This window comes from Methylomonas sp. Uni0009, assembly GCF_054188105.3.
Map to the genome: position 1 here is coordinate 4,509,249 of NZ_JBTAFN010000001.1, position 16,592 is coordinate 4,525,840.

At 51.5% G+C, this 16,592-nt stretch carries 13 protein-coding genes and 1 pseudogene; 2 read left to right on the forward strand and 12 right to left on the reverse strand.

Translation table 11 applies throughout. The annotated features are described in order from the left end of the window. Positions 1-598: 598 nt before the first annotated feature. The 6 genes from cysK to ACWAU0_RS20870 all read right to left on the reverse strand — a co-directional run bounded on the left by cysK (position 599) and on the right by ACWAU0_RS20870 (position 8,301). Positions 599-1,576 carry a cysteine synthase A gene (cysK, locus tag ACWAU0_RS20845; protein WP_415878463.1) on the reverse strand — a complete coding sequence of 326 codons (978 nt, stop codon included), beginning with the start codon at positions 1,574-1,576 and terminating at the stop codon, positions 599-601. A gap of 702 nt (positions 1,577-2,278) precedes the next feature. Further along, on the reverse strand, positions 2,279-2,503 hold the full coding sequence (locus ACWAU0_RS20850) for a hypothetical protein (protein WP_415878464.1): 225 nt from the start codon (positions 2,501-2,503) through the stop codon (positions 2,279-2,281). 84 nt (positions 2,504-2,587) lie between these two features. Then, entirely contained in the window at positions 2,588-2,911 is a 324-nt protein-coding gene (locus ACWAU0_RS20855) for a hypothetical protein (protein WP_033158040.1), read from the reverse strand. Between the two features lie 155 nt (positions 2,912-3,066). After that, positions 3,067-3,774, reverse strand: a complete 708-nt coding sequence (locus tag ACWAU0_RS20860) for a rhomboid family intramembrane serine protease (RefSeq protein ID WP_415878466.1) — start codon at positions 3,772-3,774, stop codon at positions 3,067-3,069. Positions 3,775-3,816: 42 nt separating this feature from the next. Further along, a complete protein-coding gene (hrpA, locus tag ACWAU0_RS20865) occupies positions 3,817-7,710 on the reverse strand; it encodes an ATP-dependent RNA helicase HrpA (RefSeq protein WP_458137802.1) in 3,894 nt (1,297 codons plus the stop codon). A 246-nt stretch (positions 7,711-7,956) separates the two neighbouring features. Continuing rightward, positions 7,957-8,301: a nucleotidyltransferase family protein gene (locus tag ACWAU0_RS20870; RefSeq protein ID WP_033158043.1), complete on the reverse strand. Its 345-nt coding sequence runs from the start codon at positions 8,299-8,301 to the stop codon at positions 7,957-7,959. Positions 8,302-8,845: 544 nt separating this feature from the next. Here ACWAU0_RS20870 and ACWAU0_RS20875 point away from each other — a divergent pair. Next, a pseudogene (locus ACWAU0_RS20875) lies at positions 8,846-9,378 on the forward strand (REP-associated tyrosine transposase). 71 nt (positions 9,379-9,449) lie between these two features. Here ACWAU0_RS20875 and ACWAU0_RS20880 read toward each other — a convergent pair. Beyond that, positions 9,450-9,815: a hypothetical protein gene (locus ACWAU0_RS20880; protein WP_458137803.1), complete on the reverse strand. Its 366-nt coding sequence runs from the start codon at positions 9,813-9,815 to the stop codon at positions 9,450-9,452. A 348-nt stretch (positions 9,816-10,163) separates the two neighbouring features. On the opposite strand from ACWAU0_RS20880, the gene ACWAU0_RS20885 reads away from it, so the two are divergent. Continuing rightward, positions 10,164-10,640: a hypothetical protein gene (locus ACWAU0_RS20885; RefSeq protein WP_101055566.1), complete on the forward strand. Its 477-nt coding sequence runs from the start codon at positions 10,164-10,166 to the stop codon at positions 10,638-10,640. 54 nt (positions 10,641-10,694) lie between these two features. Here the strand turns inward: ACWAU0_RS20885 and ACWAU0_RS20890 are convergent, their stop codons facing one another. The 5 genes from ACWAU0_RS20890 to ACWAU0_RS20910 all read right to left on the reverse strand — a co-directional run bounded on the left by ACWAU0_RS20890 (position 10,695) and on the right by ACWAU0_RS20910 (position 16,575). Further along, positions 10,695-10,982 carry a hypothetical protein gene (locus ACWAU0_RS20890; RefSeq protein WP_133120725.1) on the reverse strand — a complete coding sequence of 96 codons (288 nt, stop codon included), beginning with the start codon at positions 10,980-10,982 and terminating at the stop codon, positions 10,695-10,697. Positions 10,983-11,093: 111 nt separating this feature from the next. After that, the gene (locus ACWAU0_RS20895) at positions 11,094-13,601 is read right to left on the reverse strand and encodes a PEP/pyruvate-binding domain-containing protein (RefSeq protein WP_458137804.1); all 2,508 of its coding nucleotides are present in this window, start codon (positions 13,599-13,601) and stop codon (positions 11,094-11,096) included. After that, a complete protein-coding gene (locus ACWAU0_RS20900; RefSeq protein ID WP_458137805.1) occupies positions 13,585-14,454 on the reverse strand; it encodes a phosphatase PAP2 family protein in 870 nt (289 codons plus the stop codon). Before ACWAU0_RS20900 ends, ACWAU0_RS20895 begins: the two co-directional genes overlap by 17 nt. After that, positions 14,447-15,643: a 1-acyl-sn-glycerol-3-phosphate acyltransferase gene (locus ACWAU0_RS20905; RefSeq protein WP_458137806.1), complete on the reverse strand. Its 1,197-nt coding sequence runs from the start codon at positions 15,641-15,643 to the stop codon at positions 14,447-14,449. The genes ACWAU0_RS20900 and ACWAU0_RS20905 overlap by 8 nt, the downstream gene beginning before the upstream one ends. Before the next feature lie 125 nt (positions 15,644-15,768). Beyond that, on the reverse strand, positions 15,769-16,575 hold the full coding sequence (locus ACWAU0_RS20910) for a formylglycine-generating enzyme family protein (RefSeq protein WP_205454078.1): 807 nt from the start codon (positions 16,573-16,575) through the stop codon (positions 15,769-15,771). Positions 16,576-16,592 lie beyond the last annotated feature (17 nt).

The following is a 16,592-nucleotide window of genomic DNA, read 5'->3' on the forward strand; positions in this document are numbered from 1 at the left end:
TGTTCAGAAAAGGGCATTCCATGACGAAAAGCCCCTCATAAGAGGGTAATTTAAAAAGGGCTTTCGCCAAAAGTCTTGTGACTAAGATCTCTCTATGCGAAGTTATTCAAAAATGACCGAATTTTGGGGTAATTCGAGGTACCATCCTGTATGGTAAGCAGCTTTACAACCCATGCCCGTTTCGAATGCTTGAATTTGACCAGATTGAACCGGATACTCGATGGCTGAGTCCGTAGCAGTAATTGCGCTTAGGAAATCTGTAATACAGCAATCTGTTCTTCGTCGAAAAATCGCAACCTTGAATGTCCGCTTTTCTCAATTTAACTCTACTATCACTTTTCAATTTGAAATAAACGAGTGTCGCCTAAGGGTCGATAGCGGTAAGTCAACAATCTCAATCCTCCCGCTTTGCCCTGAACACCGGACTTCCCTGTTTATTATTCAGCCGCATTTTGCACAATACAGAAATATTTCAGCTACCGGCCAAAATGATGTTTCGACCTAATAATGCATATAGCGGAAATACAAAGGGGGCAGCAGCCAGTTTGCTAAGCTTTTACAAAAACCTTAGCCACTGCCCCTTAACTTCAGCGCCGACTCAAACCGCCACGCCCTGCGCATCGAACAAGCCTTCGAATAAAGCAGAGCTCAAATACCGCTCGCCGGAGTCCGGCAGTACCACCACTATGGTCTTGCCGACATTTTCAGGCCGTTTTGCCACCCGCACTGCCGCCGCGACCACCGCACCGCAGGAAATTCCGGATAACAAGCCTTCTTCCCGCGCCAAACGCCGCGCATATTCAATCGCTTCATCATTACTGACTTGTTCGATGGCATCGATCATGGATAAATCCAATACATCGGGCACAAATCCGGCCCCTATGCCCTGAATTTTATGCGGCCCAGGCTGTATATCTTGGCCGCTGCGATACTGAGTCAACACCGGGCTAGCTTGCGGCTCCACGGCAATAGAAACGATGGGTTTGCTTTGCGTGAGTTTGATGTAGCGCGATACACCGGTAATGGTGCCGCCGGTGCCGACGCCGGCAACCAAAATATCGACCGCGCCATCGCTGTCATGCCAAATTTCCGGGCCGGTGGTCTGCTCGTGGATTTGCGGGTTAGCGGGGTTTTTGAACTGCTGCAACAGTACATAGCGCTCAGGATCGGAAGCGACAATCTCTTCCGCCTTGGCGATGGCGCCTTTCATGCCTTTGGCGCCCTCGGTCAGCACCAGTTTGGCGCCGTAGGCCACTAGTAATTTGCGGCGCTCGATACTCATGGTATCCGGCATGGTCAAAGTCAACGGAATGCCGCGGGCGGCGGCGACAAACGCCAGTGCAATGCCGGTATTGCCGCTGGTTGGCTCGATTAACTCTTTGCCGGGTCCCAGCAGGCCGCGATGTTGCGCATCGTTGATCATTGCCGCGCCGATGCGGCATTTCACCGAATATCCTGGGTTACGCCCTTCCACTTTAGCCAATAGTGTGACTTGAGCGCCGTCGGTAATGCGGTTAAGCCTGACCAGCGGTGTTTTGCCGATAGACTGCGAATTGTCGGGATACCAATATGCCATAACATTTTCCTTCAAAATGGATAGTCCAAAAAAAGCCAGTGCGCATTGACCTGCACTGGCTGTTTGTGGGGTTGAATTAAGCTCATACCGCTAAATCAGAAAAACGTGTTGCACACGCCCTGAATAGCCGTAGTACCACAGCTCCAAGATTGCGCCTGTTTGAAGATTTTTGCAACCTGCAGCCAGGCGCATCGTACATCCCTGGGATAGCCGGCCATCAATCAAAGACAGTAAATTCAAGCAGCAAGAAATCACCGCCAGCCAAAGCCTAGCGTTACCGGAAAGTAATTGAAGGTTGGAAGAATGATCCTGAAAGCGCATACCGGTGAAGGCATGCGCGGAATCGGCAGAATTTACTTTTTGGATGTTCTGATAATTGAAGTCAGATGACGACCGCATTGTGCGCAAACAAAGTTTCCGGTGGGTACGCCGGAGACATATTCTTTGGCTAAGGACGGGTGGTCGCAGTGCTCGTCATTTCTGCTTTTAGTTGATGTATCTAATTTCTTTGCGTCCATAATCTTCCCCTTGCTTTACGCATACTTACAGGATTATTTAACAAATTTTTTACGTTAAAAGTTAAGCAAAAAACATACGCACAGAACACAAGCTTATGTACTTAAAAGACTTTTATTAGCCGCAGACCAAACCCCGCAAAAGTCGAACCGTCAGGTGTAAATTTTCTCGACTTAGCCATTGACGCTAACCATCCGCTTTACCGATACAACAGCCGCTTAATACGCCAATTTGCAGAATTTGAGCAGCTAATAGAGTGAAATCGAAAAAATCAACTGAACCAATTTGTTTGCTTGCAAAAAAGCTGCTGTAAAAAATTCCGACAGCTGATAAACGCCGGGGATCTGGCCGGCTACCAGGGAATTTACCGGGCCAAATACCATTATTCAAGCCGCCGGACCGCGCAACCATTTCGGAAAATAATCAATGTTCGGCAAACCGACAGGCACAAAAAAGGGGCTTGCAAGCCCCTTTTTTACAATTGCGTGGAACAGTCTATTTAACCGCTTCAGCAATTTTGTTGAACGCTTCAACCCGTTGCTTGCCAGTATTGGCTAAATCGATGCCATTCTCGACGATCATTTGAATCAACCCTGGTGTGCTGTAAACGATTTTGCCCATGTAAGCCACTACCGGCACGGCAACAATCGCACCGAACAAGGTACCGATACCTACCATATGCAGCATTTTGGTAATTAACACCACTATATCCAGCGGCAACAAAATCAAAGTACCGAAGTACAACAATACGATGAATGTGAACAGCGCGAACACCACAAACTGCAGCAGTCTTACCAATGCGACATTAAGGTTTTTCATGTTTATTTGTCTCGAATGAATGAAGAATCTTTTGCAAACACAGGCAACGGACTTGTTTTTGGTTGCCTTTTCAGCCGGTTAGCCAACTGCCGACATTATAAAATAAAAGCCCTACCGTTTCTTGCTTTTTTGCCGGTTAAACGCGGTTTAAAGGCCTATTCATCAGACAGGAATTGATATGCCGCGGGTTTCTTTTCGATAAAAAACGGATGCAGCAAAGCCCCGGCAACGAAACCGCCCAGATGCGCCCACCAAGCCGAATCCACCGCGACATTATCTAAAACCGCTGCGGTGAATACATCGCCGATTTGGATAATCACCCAGAATCCAAGAAAGGCTATCGCCGGCACATGGAAAAACAGCGGATAAAACAGGATGGGCACCAGTATCACTACGGTAGCTTGTGGGAAGCGAAAAAAATACGCCCCCAACACGCCGGCGATGGCGCCGGATGCACCCACCACCGGCACCGCCATCTTGGGATAAAAATACCACTGCGCATAGGTTGCCAATAGTCCGCACAACACATAAAACGCCGCAAAGCGTTTATGTCCCATCAAGTCTTCGATGTTGTCGGCGAATATCCATAAAAACACCATGTTCATCAACAGGTGTAGGAAACCGCCGTGCAGGAACATATTGGTAAAAAACGACAGATAATGATCCGGCGGCAAACCAAAACTATAAGCCCAATCCGGATTGGAATATCGAATCGGCACCATCCCGTACATGTAAACAAAGTGCTGCCCCATTTCATCCGGCATAAACAGCATCGCTACGTACACTGCTATGCAAATAGCCATGATGCCCCAGGTCACATAAGGCTTGATGTTACAAGGTATCGAATCTCGAATGGGTATCATCTTGGGCTTCCTTCTGTAGTGGGCACAAAAATCAGAGGCTGATTAAAACTTTTCGTTCCAAGTCTTTTCCAGACGCTGCACCGAAACCGGATAAGCCGTTTTCAGTTGCTGCGCAAACAAGGACACACGCAATTCCTCCAAACTCCAGCGGAAGGCTTCGCGTTCCGGCATCGGCACCAAAGTCTTCATTTGCTTTTCGACATGCTGCCAAAAGCGTTGCGATAGCCTGTGCAGACCTTGGATGTCCGCCGAATCGGGCTTTTGCTTATCCAGACGACACTCAATGGCTTTTAAATAACGCGGCATCGCTTGTATCTGCGCCAACGGCGTATATCGTAAGAAACCACTAAACAGCAGCAAACTCAGTTGTTTTTCCAAGTCTTCCCGCAAATTTGGGCTGACGCCAGGCTGCTTCAATCGCTGTCTTACCGTTTGATAGTTTGCCATGATTTCCGTGACATGCTTGCCCACCTGATTCCCAACCGTGACCAGCGTAGCCTTTTTGGCCGCCAGCGCTGCTTCGAACTGCTGCTGGCTCCGAATCGCACTATCAGCAACAAACACACTGTTAAAGATCAAGAATAGTAGATCCTCCTTAAAATCGCCGCCCGGCCGTTCTGTCAACAACGGATGCTTGGGCAGTTGGTTATAGGCCAATTGCAAGGTGGCCTGGACCCCACTGTTTTTTAACAAATACTGGGCGTCCTTGCGGCACTGCAACTGAAACAACTTGGTTAAGCCGTCGAAATGCGCCAACTCGGCCTTATATTGCGTGTCGAGTATCTTCACCCCCACCGTGTTGCCTTCATCGACAATGGCCGGAAAGCCGATGAAGGTCTGGCCTTTTTGCATGAACTGCCAAGTCTCGGGCAAGTCGTCGAATGCCCAGGCAATGCAGCCGGTATGATTCATCTCCTCTTGCGCCAACTTGTCGAAACTGTCGCCAGCCTTGGTGGCATGATCAGCTTGCAACTTGGCCAGATTGCGACCATAGCCCAAGGCCCGGCCATGATCGTCAACGATGCGGAAATTCATCTTCAAATGATCCGGCAAGACATCCGGCTGCCATTCATTCAAGGGTATCGACTCGCCGGTCAACTTGCGCAAGCGCCCGCTCAACCACTCGAACAACGAGCCTTTAAAATCCGGCTCGATCTCCAGGCAAGCCTTGGCGGTATTCGGTACAGGTACGAAATGTTTACGCAGATGCTTAGGTAGCGATTTGATCAACGCGGTAACTTTTTCTTCCAGCATGCCCGGCACCAGCCAGTCAAAAGGCGCTTGACGGATTTGATTGAGTTGATGCACCGGTACGATGGCCGTCACCCCATCTTCGTCGTGACCCGGCTCGAAGCGGTAATGTAATTCGATGGTTAAATCGCCAATTTTTTTGCTATCCGGAAAATCCCAATCGTTGATACGGTTGTCGTCGCTGCGGGTCAGATCTTCCTTGGTCAGAAACAAAATCTTCGGATTATCGCGCTCGACTTTCTTCCGCCATTGATCGAGGGTAATGCCGCTGACCACCTCAGCTGGCAGCTTTTTATCGTAAAACTGATACAGCCACTCCTCGTCTTCCACCAAATCGACGCGGCGACCCTTATGCTGGATATAGCCCACCTCTTCCAGCAAGGCTTCGTTGGCCTTAAAAAACTGCGCGTTGCTGTTATAATCGTGATTCACCAGCGCATGGCGGATAAACATCTCCCGTGCGGCTTTAGGATCGACATTTTCGTAGGGCACTTTGCGCTTGGCCTGCAAGGTCAAACCGTACAACAGGGTGCGCTCGTAAACCCCGCTACGACCGGCGTTTTTCTCCCAATGCGGGTCGTAGTAATTTCGTTTAACTAAGTGCTGTGCGGCAGCTTCTATCCATTCCGGCTCGATTCTAGCCACGGTGCGCGCGTAAACCTTGCTGGTTTCGACTTGTTCGGCGGCCATGATCCATTTCGGCCGCAGCTTATGCTGACCGGAGCCGGGGAAGATGAAGAATTTCAAACCGCGCGCGCCCAGATATTCGTATTGCTCGTGTCTGAAACCGATATTCGATAACAAACCCGGCAGCAGCGCCATGTGGACTTGCTCGTAATTAGCCGGATTGCCGCTAGTTTTCAAACCCAAATCGCCGCGGGCCACCTGCATAATTTGAGTATGAATATCGTGCCATTCGCGCATACGAATGTAGGACAAAAAATTGTCCTGGCAGTATTTGCGGAGCTTGCTGTTGGTCAAATGCTTTTTCTGTTCTTCAAAGGCATTCCACAGATTCAGCAAACTCAAAAAGTCCGAATCTTCGGCCTTGAACTGGGCATGTTTGGCTTCTGCCTGCGGTAGCTTATCGGCCGGCTTGTCGCGTGGGTCTTGAATGCTCAAAGCCGATACGATGATCGCGACCTCGTGCAGCGAACCCAATTGCGCGGCCGCCAGCAGCATGCGCGCCAGTTTGGGGTCGGTCGGAATCTTCGCCAACTGCCGGCCGGTTTCCGTGAGATTGCCCTGCTTATCCAGCGCATCGACTTCGAACAACGAAGTCTTGCCGTCGCGCACCATTTTTTCATCAGGCGGCTCGACGAACGGAAACTCCTCGATGTCGCCCAACTTCAAGGCCGCCATCTGCAAAATCACCGACGACAGATTGGTGCGCAAGATTTCCGGTTCGGTAAATTCCGGCCGCGCCAGATAATCCTCTTTCGAATACAGCCTGATGCAAATACCTTCGGCCACCCGGCCGCAACGTCCTGCCCTTTGGTTAGCGCTGGCTTGCGAAATGCGTTCGATCGGCAGGCGTTGAATCTTGCTCTTGGCGCTGTAGCGGCTAATGCGGGCGTGGCCGGAATCGATCACACAGCGTATACCCGGCACCGTTAGCGAAGTCTCTGCGACGTTGGTCGCCAAGACAATGCGCGGCTTGTTGCCGCTGGGCTTGAACACCCGCTCCTGCTCGCTAACGCTGAGTTTGGAATACAGCGGCAACACTTCGTAACGGGTGTTGTTATGCGACTTGCGCAAGGATTCGGTGGTCTCGCGAATTTCATGCTCGCCGCTCAAGAAAATCAGAATGTCGCCGCGCATATCCCGATACAACTCGTCCACCGCATCCAGAATAGCTTGCTGCAAATCGGCGGAGGTTTCGTCGTCTTCCTCGATCAGTTCGATGGGCCGATACCGCACATCCACCGGATAGGTACGACCAGACACGTTGACGATGGGGGCATCATTAAAATGCTTGGCAAAGCGCTCCGGATCGATGGTCGCGGAGGTAATCACCACTTTTAAATCGGGACGTTTTGGCAACAACCAGCGAAGATAACCCAGTAAAAAATCGATATTCAGGCTGCGCTCGTGGGCCTCATCAATAATGATGGTGTCATATTGGTTTAAGTAAGGATCGTTCTGCGACTCGGCCAGCAGGATGCCGTCGGTCATCAGTTTAACCAGAGAATTGGGATGCGTTTGGTCATGGAAGCGCACCTTGTAACCCACCTCCTGACCGATGGGCTGGCCCAGTTCCTCGGCAATGCGGTCGGCGACGGTGCGCGCAGCAATTCGGCGCGGCTGGGTGTGGCCGATCAAACCGGTTAAGCCACGGCCGATTTCCAGACATATCTTCGGCAACTGCGTGGTCTTGCCGGAACCGGTCTCGCCGCAGACGATGGTGACCTGGTGGCTTTTAATCAGCTCGGCAATCTCGTCCTTCTTGCCGCTGACCGGCAAATCCGGGTAATTAATCACCGGCACCGAAGCCCGGCGCTGATTGCACCGCCCGACCGAACGCTCGATCTTATCCGCCACTTGCTGCACTTGTCCGGTCACATCCTTTCCTTTACTCGCCTCGCTGCGTAAGCGGTCGAGCTGGCGCTTCAAGCCGTGGCGGTCGGTGCCCATGCAGTTTTGGAGATTTTTGGCGAGTTGTTTCAGGGTGTCAGCAACAGACATGAGGACGGCGAATATCGTAAAAGCCCTGCATTATAAGGGCAGACGGGGCGGGTTTACATTTGACTTGGGAGAATTAACTTGGCTCCGGGCTGTAAAGTTTTGCCACATATTCCACTGGTTACCAAGCTCCAGCTTGGTAACCGAGGCTCGAAAGCTCCAGCTTTCTTATTAGCCAGGAAGCAATAGCTTCCAATATTTAGGTTCCATACGAGAGCTTGGAAACCAGAATCAACAATTCGCAGGCATTCATAACGGCACACCGTCGCGTTTAACATTTTCCAATAAGCGCGGATGCGCGGAGCTTTCCGGGCAATCCCATTCGGATTGCCAGATAGGCAGGGGCTGGATCAACACCCCGGTTTCCAGCAATACATCGTAGGCAATGTCCGCCAAAGCTAGCTTGGTTTCCAGGAATGGACCGGGCGCACCGGATAACAACACCGCCACGTCGGTGTCGCTTTGCGGCTGATAATCACCACGCGCCCGACTGCCGAACAGCAACGCTCCGACTAAACGGAACTGGCCAGCCGTACGATCAGAGAAAAGCCGCGCAGCCGCTAGGGTGTTAGGGTCGATTGGACGTGGAGGCATAGGTAACGGTAGATCTATAAAACCAAGCCGTATCTTACTATTAGCCGACTCATTGCGAATCGGAATTTTCGCTTAATCTCAGCTACTCCCCTAACATATACTCGCGGCCACGAATCCGAAAAATCAACTAGCTGGATCACGGGCCTAGCGCAGCTCCGCTACGCGCCTATTCTTTGGCCAACATCCGGTATTCAAAGTTTGATTGGATTTTTATCGGAGTGAACGTGGTCTTGATCGGAAGTCGCACTGTGAGGGCTTAGAAAAATCCAATCTTCGCCTTAACCTACCGAGATTAAACCCAATAAATCGCGTATTTCCTTCTACCAGCCACCGATTCCGATAAGATTACGCCATAAGCGAATCACGGCTTTTGGAAGTAGCAAATTGTCGCAATCGACCCGTTGCGGACAGCCCCCGATTTCTGGTGAGCGACTAATTTAGCCTTTACATTAGCCCATGGATCCCGACAGTTTGTTCACAATTTCAAGGTGGCTGTAGGGCGGATAAGCGTAGCGTCATCCGCCAAATGGGTTAAACTCTTTTCATGCCAAACTATCGACGCAATCGCATTCCTGGTGGCACCTATTTTTTCACCGTCAACCTGCTCGAACGGAAATCGATGCTGTTGATCGACCATGTTGTAGCGTTACGGGAAGCGGTACGAGTGGTACGGGAAAAGCAGCCATTTTACTTGTGCCCTATGGGTATATCGATGCTTGGGTGGTTTTGCCTGATCACATGCATGCAATCTGGACATTACCGGCCGGTGATGATCAATATTCCAACCGATGGCGGGCGATAAAAAAAGCCTTTTCGAAAGCGATACCAAAAACCGAATATCGCTCTGCAATCAGAATAAAACGCCACGAGCGTGGCATATGGCAACGTCGTTTTTGGGAGCATACCATTATCGATGATGCCGACTATGCGGCACATATGGATTATATTCATCATAATCCGGTCAAGCATGGTTGGGCGACAGCGGTTAAAGATTGGCCGTATTCAAGTTTTCACCGATTGGTCAAGATGGATATTTATCCATTAAATTGGGCGCGGTTAGATTTGGCATCATTCTAAGTGGGCGAACCGGATAATTGACGCATTATCGGCGGATGACGCTTTGCTTATCCGCCCTACGGCCCTAAATACTAAAAGCCAGCGCAAATTATTGGGTTTAGTTTTTCGATCACTTCAAATCGCTTTCCATCAGGATCAATACCGAACAAATTCCAGTTGAATCGATATAGTTTGCCACGAAAACATAGCGGTTCTTTTGTTATGGCAATGCTATCGATTAACTGCGCGATATTTACCTTACTCGACACAGGAATAATCGTCTCGCCATCTAGCTCGCCTCCTTTGCTTTTCTCGACGGTCAAATGATAGCAGCCTTCACAAGCAAGCATCTCGTATCGCGCACTAACAATTGACTCTTCAAGCTGAAGTTTAGATGCCACGAGTAACCCACTAATGGCCATGGCGGTTAAACCAAATATAATAATATTAACCTTCATTACTTGATAAGCCTTTGTATTTCATCATGTTCAATAATGCCTTTTTTAGTTGTTTTTAAAAGCAATCAGCCATTGTGATAGATAGAACGTTTCCCACTGGTTACCAAGCTCCAGCTTGGTAACTGAGGCTCGAAAGCTCTAGCTTTCTTTATTTGCCGGGAAGCAATAGCTTCCAAGATTGAGTTTCCAAGCCAGAGCTTGGAAACCAGAATCCAACAGAGAATCAACCAAAACCAGCCCAGATTCTAGCAAACAAAATCACGCGCGCCCCCAAGAATGGCCTACGCTTTTCTTCTGCGGACCACACCCCATCCTCCGCAGTATCACAAACGCCAAAAGGAGATAAACATGAGTCAACATCTGATTTCTTTAAGCCTATCCGATAATGATCTGACCGACATAGACGCTGCGTTAAAGATATTGGAAGAACGCTTCGCCGGCTTCCTGGTCTTAACACCGGAAGAGCGCCGCACCATCCTGAAGATGGGTGATAAAACCGAAGCCTTCTGCCGCCAGACGCTGACGGTGGCCACCCAAAACACCCAAGCCATCCCGCCCGGCCTCGATATGGTCGAAGCGCAAGCCGATCTGGTGACGCTCGATAAACTCCGCCCTCGCCTGCACCGCCTGCGCGATTTATTGAGCAGAGGCGAAGATACCGACATGGCCCTGGGCAGTGATATTTATAGTTTTAGCCTGGATGCTTATGCCTCCTTGAAAATCGCCGGCAAAGGCGCAGGCTTGGAAACGCTGCGGCAGGCGATGTCTGTTCGGTTTAATCGCGGCGCCAAGGCCAAAACCCAGGCCACCCAACCTACCGGCTAAGCAAGATAAGCATAATGACTGCCCGGCAAGGCTTTCCGGCTTACCGCCTAAGCTTTATCCCTTGGCGGAATAGCTGAAAGCATAGCGCGCAAGCCTTTCCGCTAAAGCCGCAAGCTTATTAGAGCCACTCGCGACTTTCAAAGCCTTGCCCGCAAGGTAAATTGCTTCGCGGGCAAGGCGATTTGCAATAAACGCAAGCCGAAATGGCTTAAGCGCAAGGCCTTGAGGCCAAATCGCCACCTTATTTGGTTCGTGCGCTAGCTTCAATGGTTTGCGCGCAAGAAAAAAAGCCTTGCCCGCAAGGTAATCAATCTTGCGCGAATCCGGAAAAGCCTTGCTCACCACTCTAATTGGCTTGCGCGCAAAGCTCTGAATCTTGTGGGTATGGCAAAAACCGGGGGTATCCCGAATTTTTGCAAAGTGGACCGACCGACCTGCTTACGAAGACTTGCTTCAATCCAGTCTTACTCGGCCCGCAGTACCATCGACTGTCACTTTGTCGCCATTCATCAAAGCATCCAGCACACCTCTGACGCTCATTACTGCGGGTAACCCCACCTCTCGCGCAGTCACTGCGCCATGCGATAAAGGTCCGCCGCTTTCGGTGATCACGGCCGCCGCCTTATAAAATAAAGGTGTCCAGGCAGGGTTGGTGGTGCGAGCTACCAGTACCGCGTTGGCCGGAAAATCGGCGAAATCGTCCTGCGACAACACCTTAAAAACCGTGCCGCTGGCAACGCCGGGGCTACCGGGCAAACCAACAAAATCCCCGTCTTTAGCGGAATAGGCTTGTGACTTACCCAACTCCCATTCCGGTGAATACTGCCTATGGTTTTGATAAGCCTGTTTTTCCCAGACTATGCTATCCGCCAAACAACGCCACGACGCGGCGTCGTTGAGGCGGATTGCTTCCGAGAGCTGTTCGGCTCTGGCAAAGAACACATCCATCGCTTCCGTAATGATGCCCCTAGCCTGCAAGGCGACACCCAAGGCTCGTAAACCCTTGCGGAACGGCAATGTCAGCCGTGTCGTCTGGTAATGTTCGATGTCGTCCAATGCGGTGTAAACCCGAGTCAAGCGTAACAACTCCTGCACAGGAAACCGCAAATCCTCCGGCAACCCGCCGATCAATTGCCGTTCGGTTTCCAACATCCGGATTTTCAGAGTACGTTCCTTTTCGGCAGGGTCTTCCAGGGCAGAGTCCAACATCATTTTCAGATTTTCAATCACCAGCCACGGCGCTTCCAACCAGGTCGGATGATAGGGGTCAAACTCCACTTCCCGATGCCCATGGTCCTGCAAAAAACGCTGGAAAGCGGCTGCAATATCTGCTTCCTGTATGAACCCGCCGGAAGCCAGAAATTGCTGGCCAGTTTGAGCTCGCAACGCCTGCACGAGTTTGGGGCATTCGGCTATCCGCCGCCCCAACCGGAAAAGCTCCCTATTGACGAAACCCGTTTTGGTTTCGCAGTACGCCAGCAAGCTATCAAAGGTCGCCGGCGCATCCGCTTCGCCAACCGTCGCCCCAACGATGCTGTACACCAATTTGTAAAGGGTCCGCTGAGTAATAGAAATGGCAATATTAGGCAGGAAATATTCCGCACCTAGCTGCTTCACTCGCAGTACAAAATCCCACAACTCGGGAATCGGTCGTCCTGTCAGTGGCTCGGCCATTAATTCGCCGAGGCCGAGTAAATAGCGATCCAAATCGCGCGACCACGCCATCGGTAATTCCTGCACCCAAGCATAGCGTTTGCGCAACGCCGGTAAAGCAGACAGCAGTTCGGCAACCGAACGCACGTTCAATGAATTTGCGGTGCCTTCGGCATAAACTTCGACGGCATTCTGATTGCCGTATACATAATTATCGAACAAGGCGAACCACTTGCCGTGGAACGGCGGCAAGCCCATCAGTTCGAAAGAATGCGACAGCGATTGGTGAAAACCCTCCTCCACCAAGTCCCAAGCCAGCGGCGTAATCACCGAGGGAAATCGCTCGGCGGATTCGTCACGGGTCCAGCGCGGCGGGATACGGGTAATCGGCCGTGCTTGCAACAGCCATAACTGTTCACCCTCAAAACCCCACTCTATGTCCTGCGGATAACCGTAAAACTTTTCGACGCGGCGCATCAAATCGGATAACTCAGCCAATTCAGGTTCGCTGAGACAAGGCAAATTAGCTTGATCATCTGACAAGTTCTCGCTGCGCGTACCGGTGCGGTCGGCGACGATGCATGAGGATTTATGAGCCAGCACCGCTTCCAACACTCGCCCGGACGACTTCTCCAGCAACCAATGATCAACCTGATGCTCACCGCCCACCACCGATTCACCCAAGCCATAATTGGCATCGACCGACTGTTGTGCAGGATCGCCGGTAACCGGATTGATGCAAAACCCCACGCCGGCGACCCGATTGAAGGCCATTTTTTGCACCACCACCGCCATCGCGGTGTTCGATAAGCCGATGCCGGCCTGCAAGCGGTAAGCAATGGCGCGGGCACTCCACAGCGACACCCAGCAATCCCGGATACGCGAAAGAATGTCGTCGATTCCTATGCAATTCAGATACGTTTCGTGCTGCCCGGCGAATGCCGCGCCGCCCAAGTCCTCGGCAGTGGCGGAACTACGCACGGAGAATGCCGTATCGCCCGGAAACTCAGACAACGCCTCCGCAATTGCCTGCTTCAGGCTTTCTGGCATCGGTAGCTGGGTCAACTGCGCGCATAAACTTGTGCACGCTTGTTCCAAAGCCAAGGGTTCGTCTATAGGCAAATTCTGAAGCAAATCCGGCAATGCATCGTATTGCTCAATGAACGAGTAGTAACCCTCCGGCGGCAACACAAAGCCTGGTGGAACGGCAAACCCAGCCTGCGTCAAGCGGGCAAGGTTGGCGCCTTTACCGCCGGATATGGCGGAATCCAGAGCAGACGGATGATGAAAATCAAACAGGGTTGGCATAGGTATCCTTCTTATTGGGGTTGATGGCGGGGTGAGCGGCATGACGGCGAGCTTCGTATAAACCAAAGCCTGCCAACGCCAAGCCGCTGAGGACATCGACAAAATAGTGGTAACGCAAATAAAAAGTAGCGATCCATAAACCCAATATCGGCAACAACAAAACCCAGAACTCAAAGCGATGATGCCGTCCGGCAAATCCCAGTATATAAAGCGTCACAGCCACGTGCAGACTCGGCCAGACATCGACTTTATTACTGCCTTGTTCAACCATCGCTTGATTAAATGCCGTGACCGCGCCGCCGTTCAATTTGACGTTGAACAACTCCGGATAGGCCAGCCAAGGCCCGGCAGCCGGCACCAGCAGATAACCGAGAAACCCCAAGCCGTAAACCGCGAATAGACCGGTGTAAAATTCGCCGAGCAACTCCCGGCGCCGGAAAAAATAACGCAGCAGGCTGACCAGCAATAATGGCATCAATAACAAGTAGCAAGCGCTCATTAGCTCGGTGAGCGGCGGGCTAATCCATCGTTCCAACCATACCGACGGCGTTTCGCCTATCAATAGCCGATCCAATGCCAATAGCTGGGCATCGAAGCGTACGCTCCGGACAGCGGGGATAGCCCCGGCCATGGCTTGATATGACACATTCATATCCACGGCCAGACTGACGCAAATGGCCGCCAATTGCCCCCAACTGCGTTGCCTGGAATACCTGCGCGCCAATCCGGCCATGCCGGCCAACATCGGACAAAACAATAGACTCCAAACCGTCAAATGCGCGATTTCCATGGCTGAAACGGCGCCCAGATAGATACTGAAATAGCGTAAGGGCGGGTCGAGAAGTTTATTCATGCGCTTTGCGCTCCGCCAAATTCCGATAGGCTGTTACCAATACCGCCCTCACCTCAGGATGAAAAACCGCGTTACCGAGTGCTACCGTCAATTTACGGAATCGGTACCAAGCCAATAGGCCAACGGTACTGATCGCGCCGTAAAGAACAAACCAACTTGGTCCGACACATACAAACAAACCCACGCAAACGGTCACGACCCAAAATAATCCTACCGGCAAACCGACTACCATGCGCCAAAAGGCAGTGACATTCGGCTCGTCCGGCAGAAGCTGACTAGCGATATGCCCGGCAGCCAGCACCGGGAAATTCAATACGCAGAAACAAGCGATGACAGGCGCCAGCAGTAACCACTTAACTAAATCCCGCTGCCACAAGCGGTGCGCTATTAAAGGTAGGCCTTGATGAAGAAAAAGCCCCTTATCCCTGGCAACTGCCTCCAACTGCCTTAGCGACTCGGATAAAGCAGGCGCAATCTGCCCCTCGAGTTTTTTTAAGTGTTCAGCGTAAGAAAGATCGGTACTTAAAATACGGGCATAAGCCAATTTTTCTGCCGTTTGCTGAGCTTCGGTATCGACAAAATTAGCCCCAACAGCCTCCAGGCCATCGGTAATCGACTGGTGTATCGCTATCTCGTCGACATTTTGTGGAATGATGGGTGCGCCTATTAACACCTCAACACGGCTTTGCCAGTGAGTAGGGTCTTCGTAGTGAACAGCCAAGGGTTGGATAATTGGCCTGACTCCAGCGGCCATGGCTTGGGCTACGATACGCGCGGCACCACGATTAAACGGTAAATGTCGGCAACCGAGCGAACTAGTGCCCTCCGGCATGATGAACAGTTGTCCACCCACTTTCAGTAAGTCTATGCATTCTGCCAAGGCCTTGCCGTTATTGGCCTTAATTCCGCGAGCCTTATCCTTGGCACGGGCTACCGCGATACCACGAAACAAAAATCTGCCCAACGGTAAACGCTGCAACTGCGCCGATACCATCGGCATGGCCAAAGGAACGGCAAGCGAATACGGTGCGGCATCCAGTGCGCCATTGCGGTGAGTGGCTACAAACACGACAGGGCCGCCCAACGTTAGCCGCTCTTTGCCGATGACTCTTATCCGACTGAATGCCAGATAGCCAATACAGCGCCATATGCCGTAGTGGAGCAAACCCGCAATATTTAGATTCGTCATACTAACGCCCTTCCTTGTCAGGCAATATTCGTAGCACGAAATATAGCTGGAGAATCCAGTTAAGGCATGTTGCTTAGCTGACGCATTGCGGTAAGCGGTATTTGTCAGAACTTTTAAAATTGAAGCTAGCCATCAACCAGCAAACGAAATCCAAAGAACTCGCTGCGTTGGGATTTATCGAAGTGGTATCGGTAGGCGGAACGGGCGAAGGTCGCATCGGCATCCCAAGAGCCGCCGCGGGCGATTCGTTCGGTGGGCGATTCTGAGGTGACCGGTGAATCAACGTCCATCTGTTCTCGCCAAGCATCCTGACACCACTCCCAAACATTGCCGTGCATCTCGTAAAGCCCCCAGGCATTCGCGGGCAAACTCTTTACCGGCACGGGTTTACCGCGGGACTCGCACTTCGGCGCGTTTGCGTAGGGGTAGTTGCCGTTGAAATTCGCTTGCTGCGAATCAATCGTTTCACCAAAATTGAACGGCGTATCGCTACCGCTACGACAGGCGTATTCCCATTCCGCTTCGCTAGGTAGCCGGCCTTGAAAACCGGGGATAGCCTGGTTTAACTGCGCAATAAACGCTTGTGCATCGTCCCAACTCACCCGATGCACGGGAAAGTCGGGATGTTCCTGATGGCGGCTGGGATTATCACCCGGATGAACTTGCAACCACAGCGCTTGAGTCACAGCGGTGTCGGCCAGCCAAAAACCGGATTCGAAGTCCACCCGCTGCCGATATTCGTAGTCGTAGCGTCCTGTTTCAGTCTCCGGGGAACCCATCAAAAATGTCCCCGGCTCGATCCAGCGAAACACTTGCCTGACATTGTTGAATATTAAAGTCTGCCATAAGCCATAACCATCCTCGCCCCATTCGCTGGCCCAAGCCAGAGGGAACATCGGTGGCGACAAGTGATTACGGTGGGGTAAGCTCATAATTTACAGGCAGATAA

What these genes read in the sequence shown, in the direction of transcription:
- ACWAU0_RS20905 (WP_458137806.1), bottom strand. Translation starts at nt 15,643, where the DNA reads ATGACGAATCTAAATATTGCGGGTTTGCTCCACTACGGCATATGGCGC.
- ACWAU0_RS20895 (WP_458137804.1), bottom strand. Translation starts at nt 13,601, where the DNA reads ATGCCAACCCTGTTTGATTTTCATCATCCGTCTGCTCTGGATTCCGCC.
- ACWAU0_RS20870 (WP_033158043.1), bottom strand. Translation starts at nt 8,301, where the DNA reads ATGCCTCCACGTCCAATCGACCCTAACACCCTAGCGGCTGCGCGGCTT.
- ACWAU0_RS20880 (WP_458137803.1), bottom strand. Translation starts at nt 9,815, where the DNA reads ATGAAGGTTAATATTATTATATTTGGTTTAACCGCCATGGCCATTAGT.
- ACWAU0_RS20900 (WP_458137805.1), bottom strand. Translation starts at nt 14,454, where the DNA reads ATGAATAAACTTCTCGACCCGCCCTTACGCTATTTCAGTATCTATCTG.
- ACWAU0_RS20855 (WP_033158040.1), bottom strand. Translation starts at nt 2,911, where the DNA reads ATGAAAAACCTTAATGTCGCATTGGTAAGACTGCTGCAGTTTGTGGTG.
- cysK (WP_415878463.1), bottom strand. Translation starts at nt 1,576, where the DNA reads ATGGCATATTGGTATCCCGACAATTCGCAGTCTATCGGCAAAACACCG.
- ACWAU0_RS20885 (WP_101055566.1), top strand. Translation starts at nt 10,164, where the DNA reads ATGAGTCAACATCTGATTTCTTTAAGCCTATCCGATAATGATCTGACC.
- ACWAU0_RS20850 (WP_415878464.1), bottom strand. Translation starts at nt 2,503, where the DNA reads ATGGTTGCGCGGTCCGGCGGCTTGAATAATGGTATTTGGCCCGGTAAA.
- ACWAU0_RS20860 (WP_415878466.1), bottom strand. Translation starts at nt 3,774, where the DNA reads ATGATACCCATTCGAGATTCGATACCTTGTAACATCAAGCCTTATGTG.
- hrpA (WP_458137802.1), bottom strand. Translation starts at nt 7,710, where the DNA reads ATGTCTGTTGCTGACACCCTGAAACAACTCGCCAAAAATCTCCAAAAC.
- ACWAU0_RS20910 (WP_205454078.1), bottom strand. Translation starts at nt 16,575, where the DNA reads ATGAGCTTACCCCACCGTAATCACTTGTCGCCACCGATGTTCCCTCTG.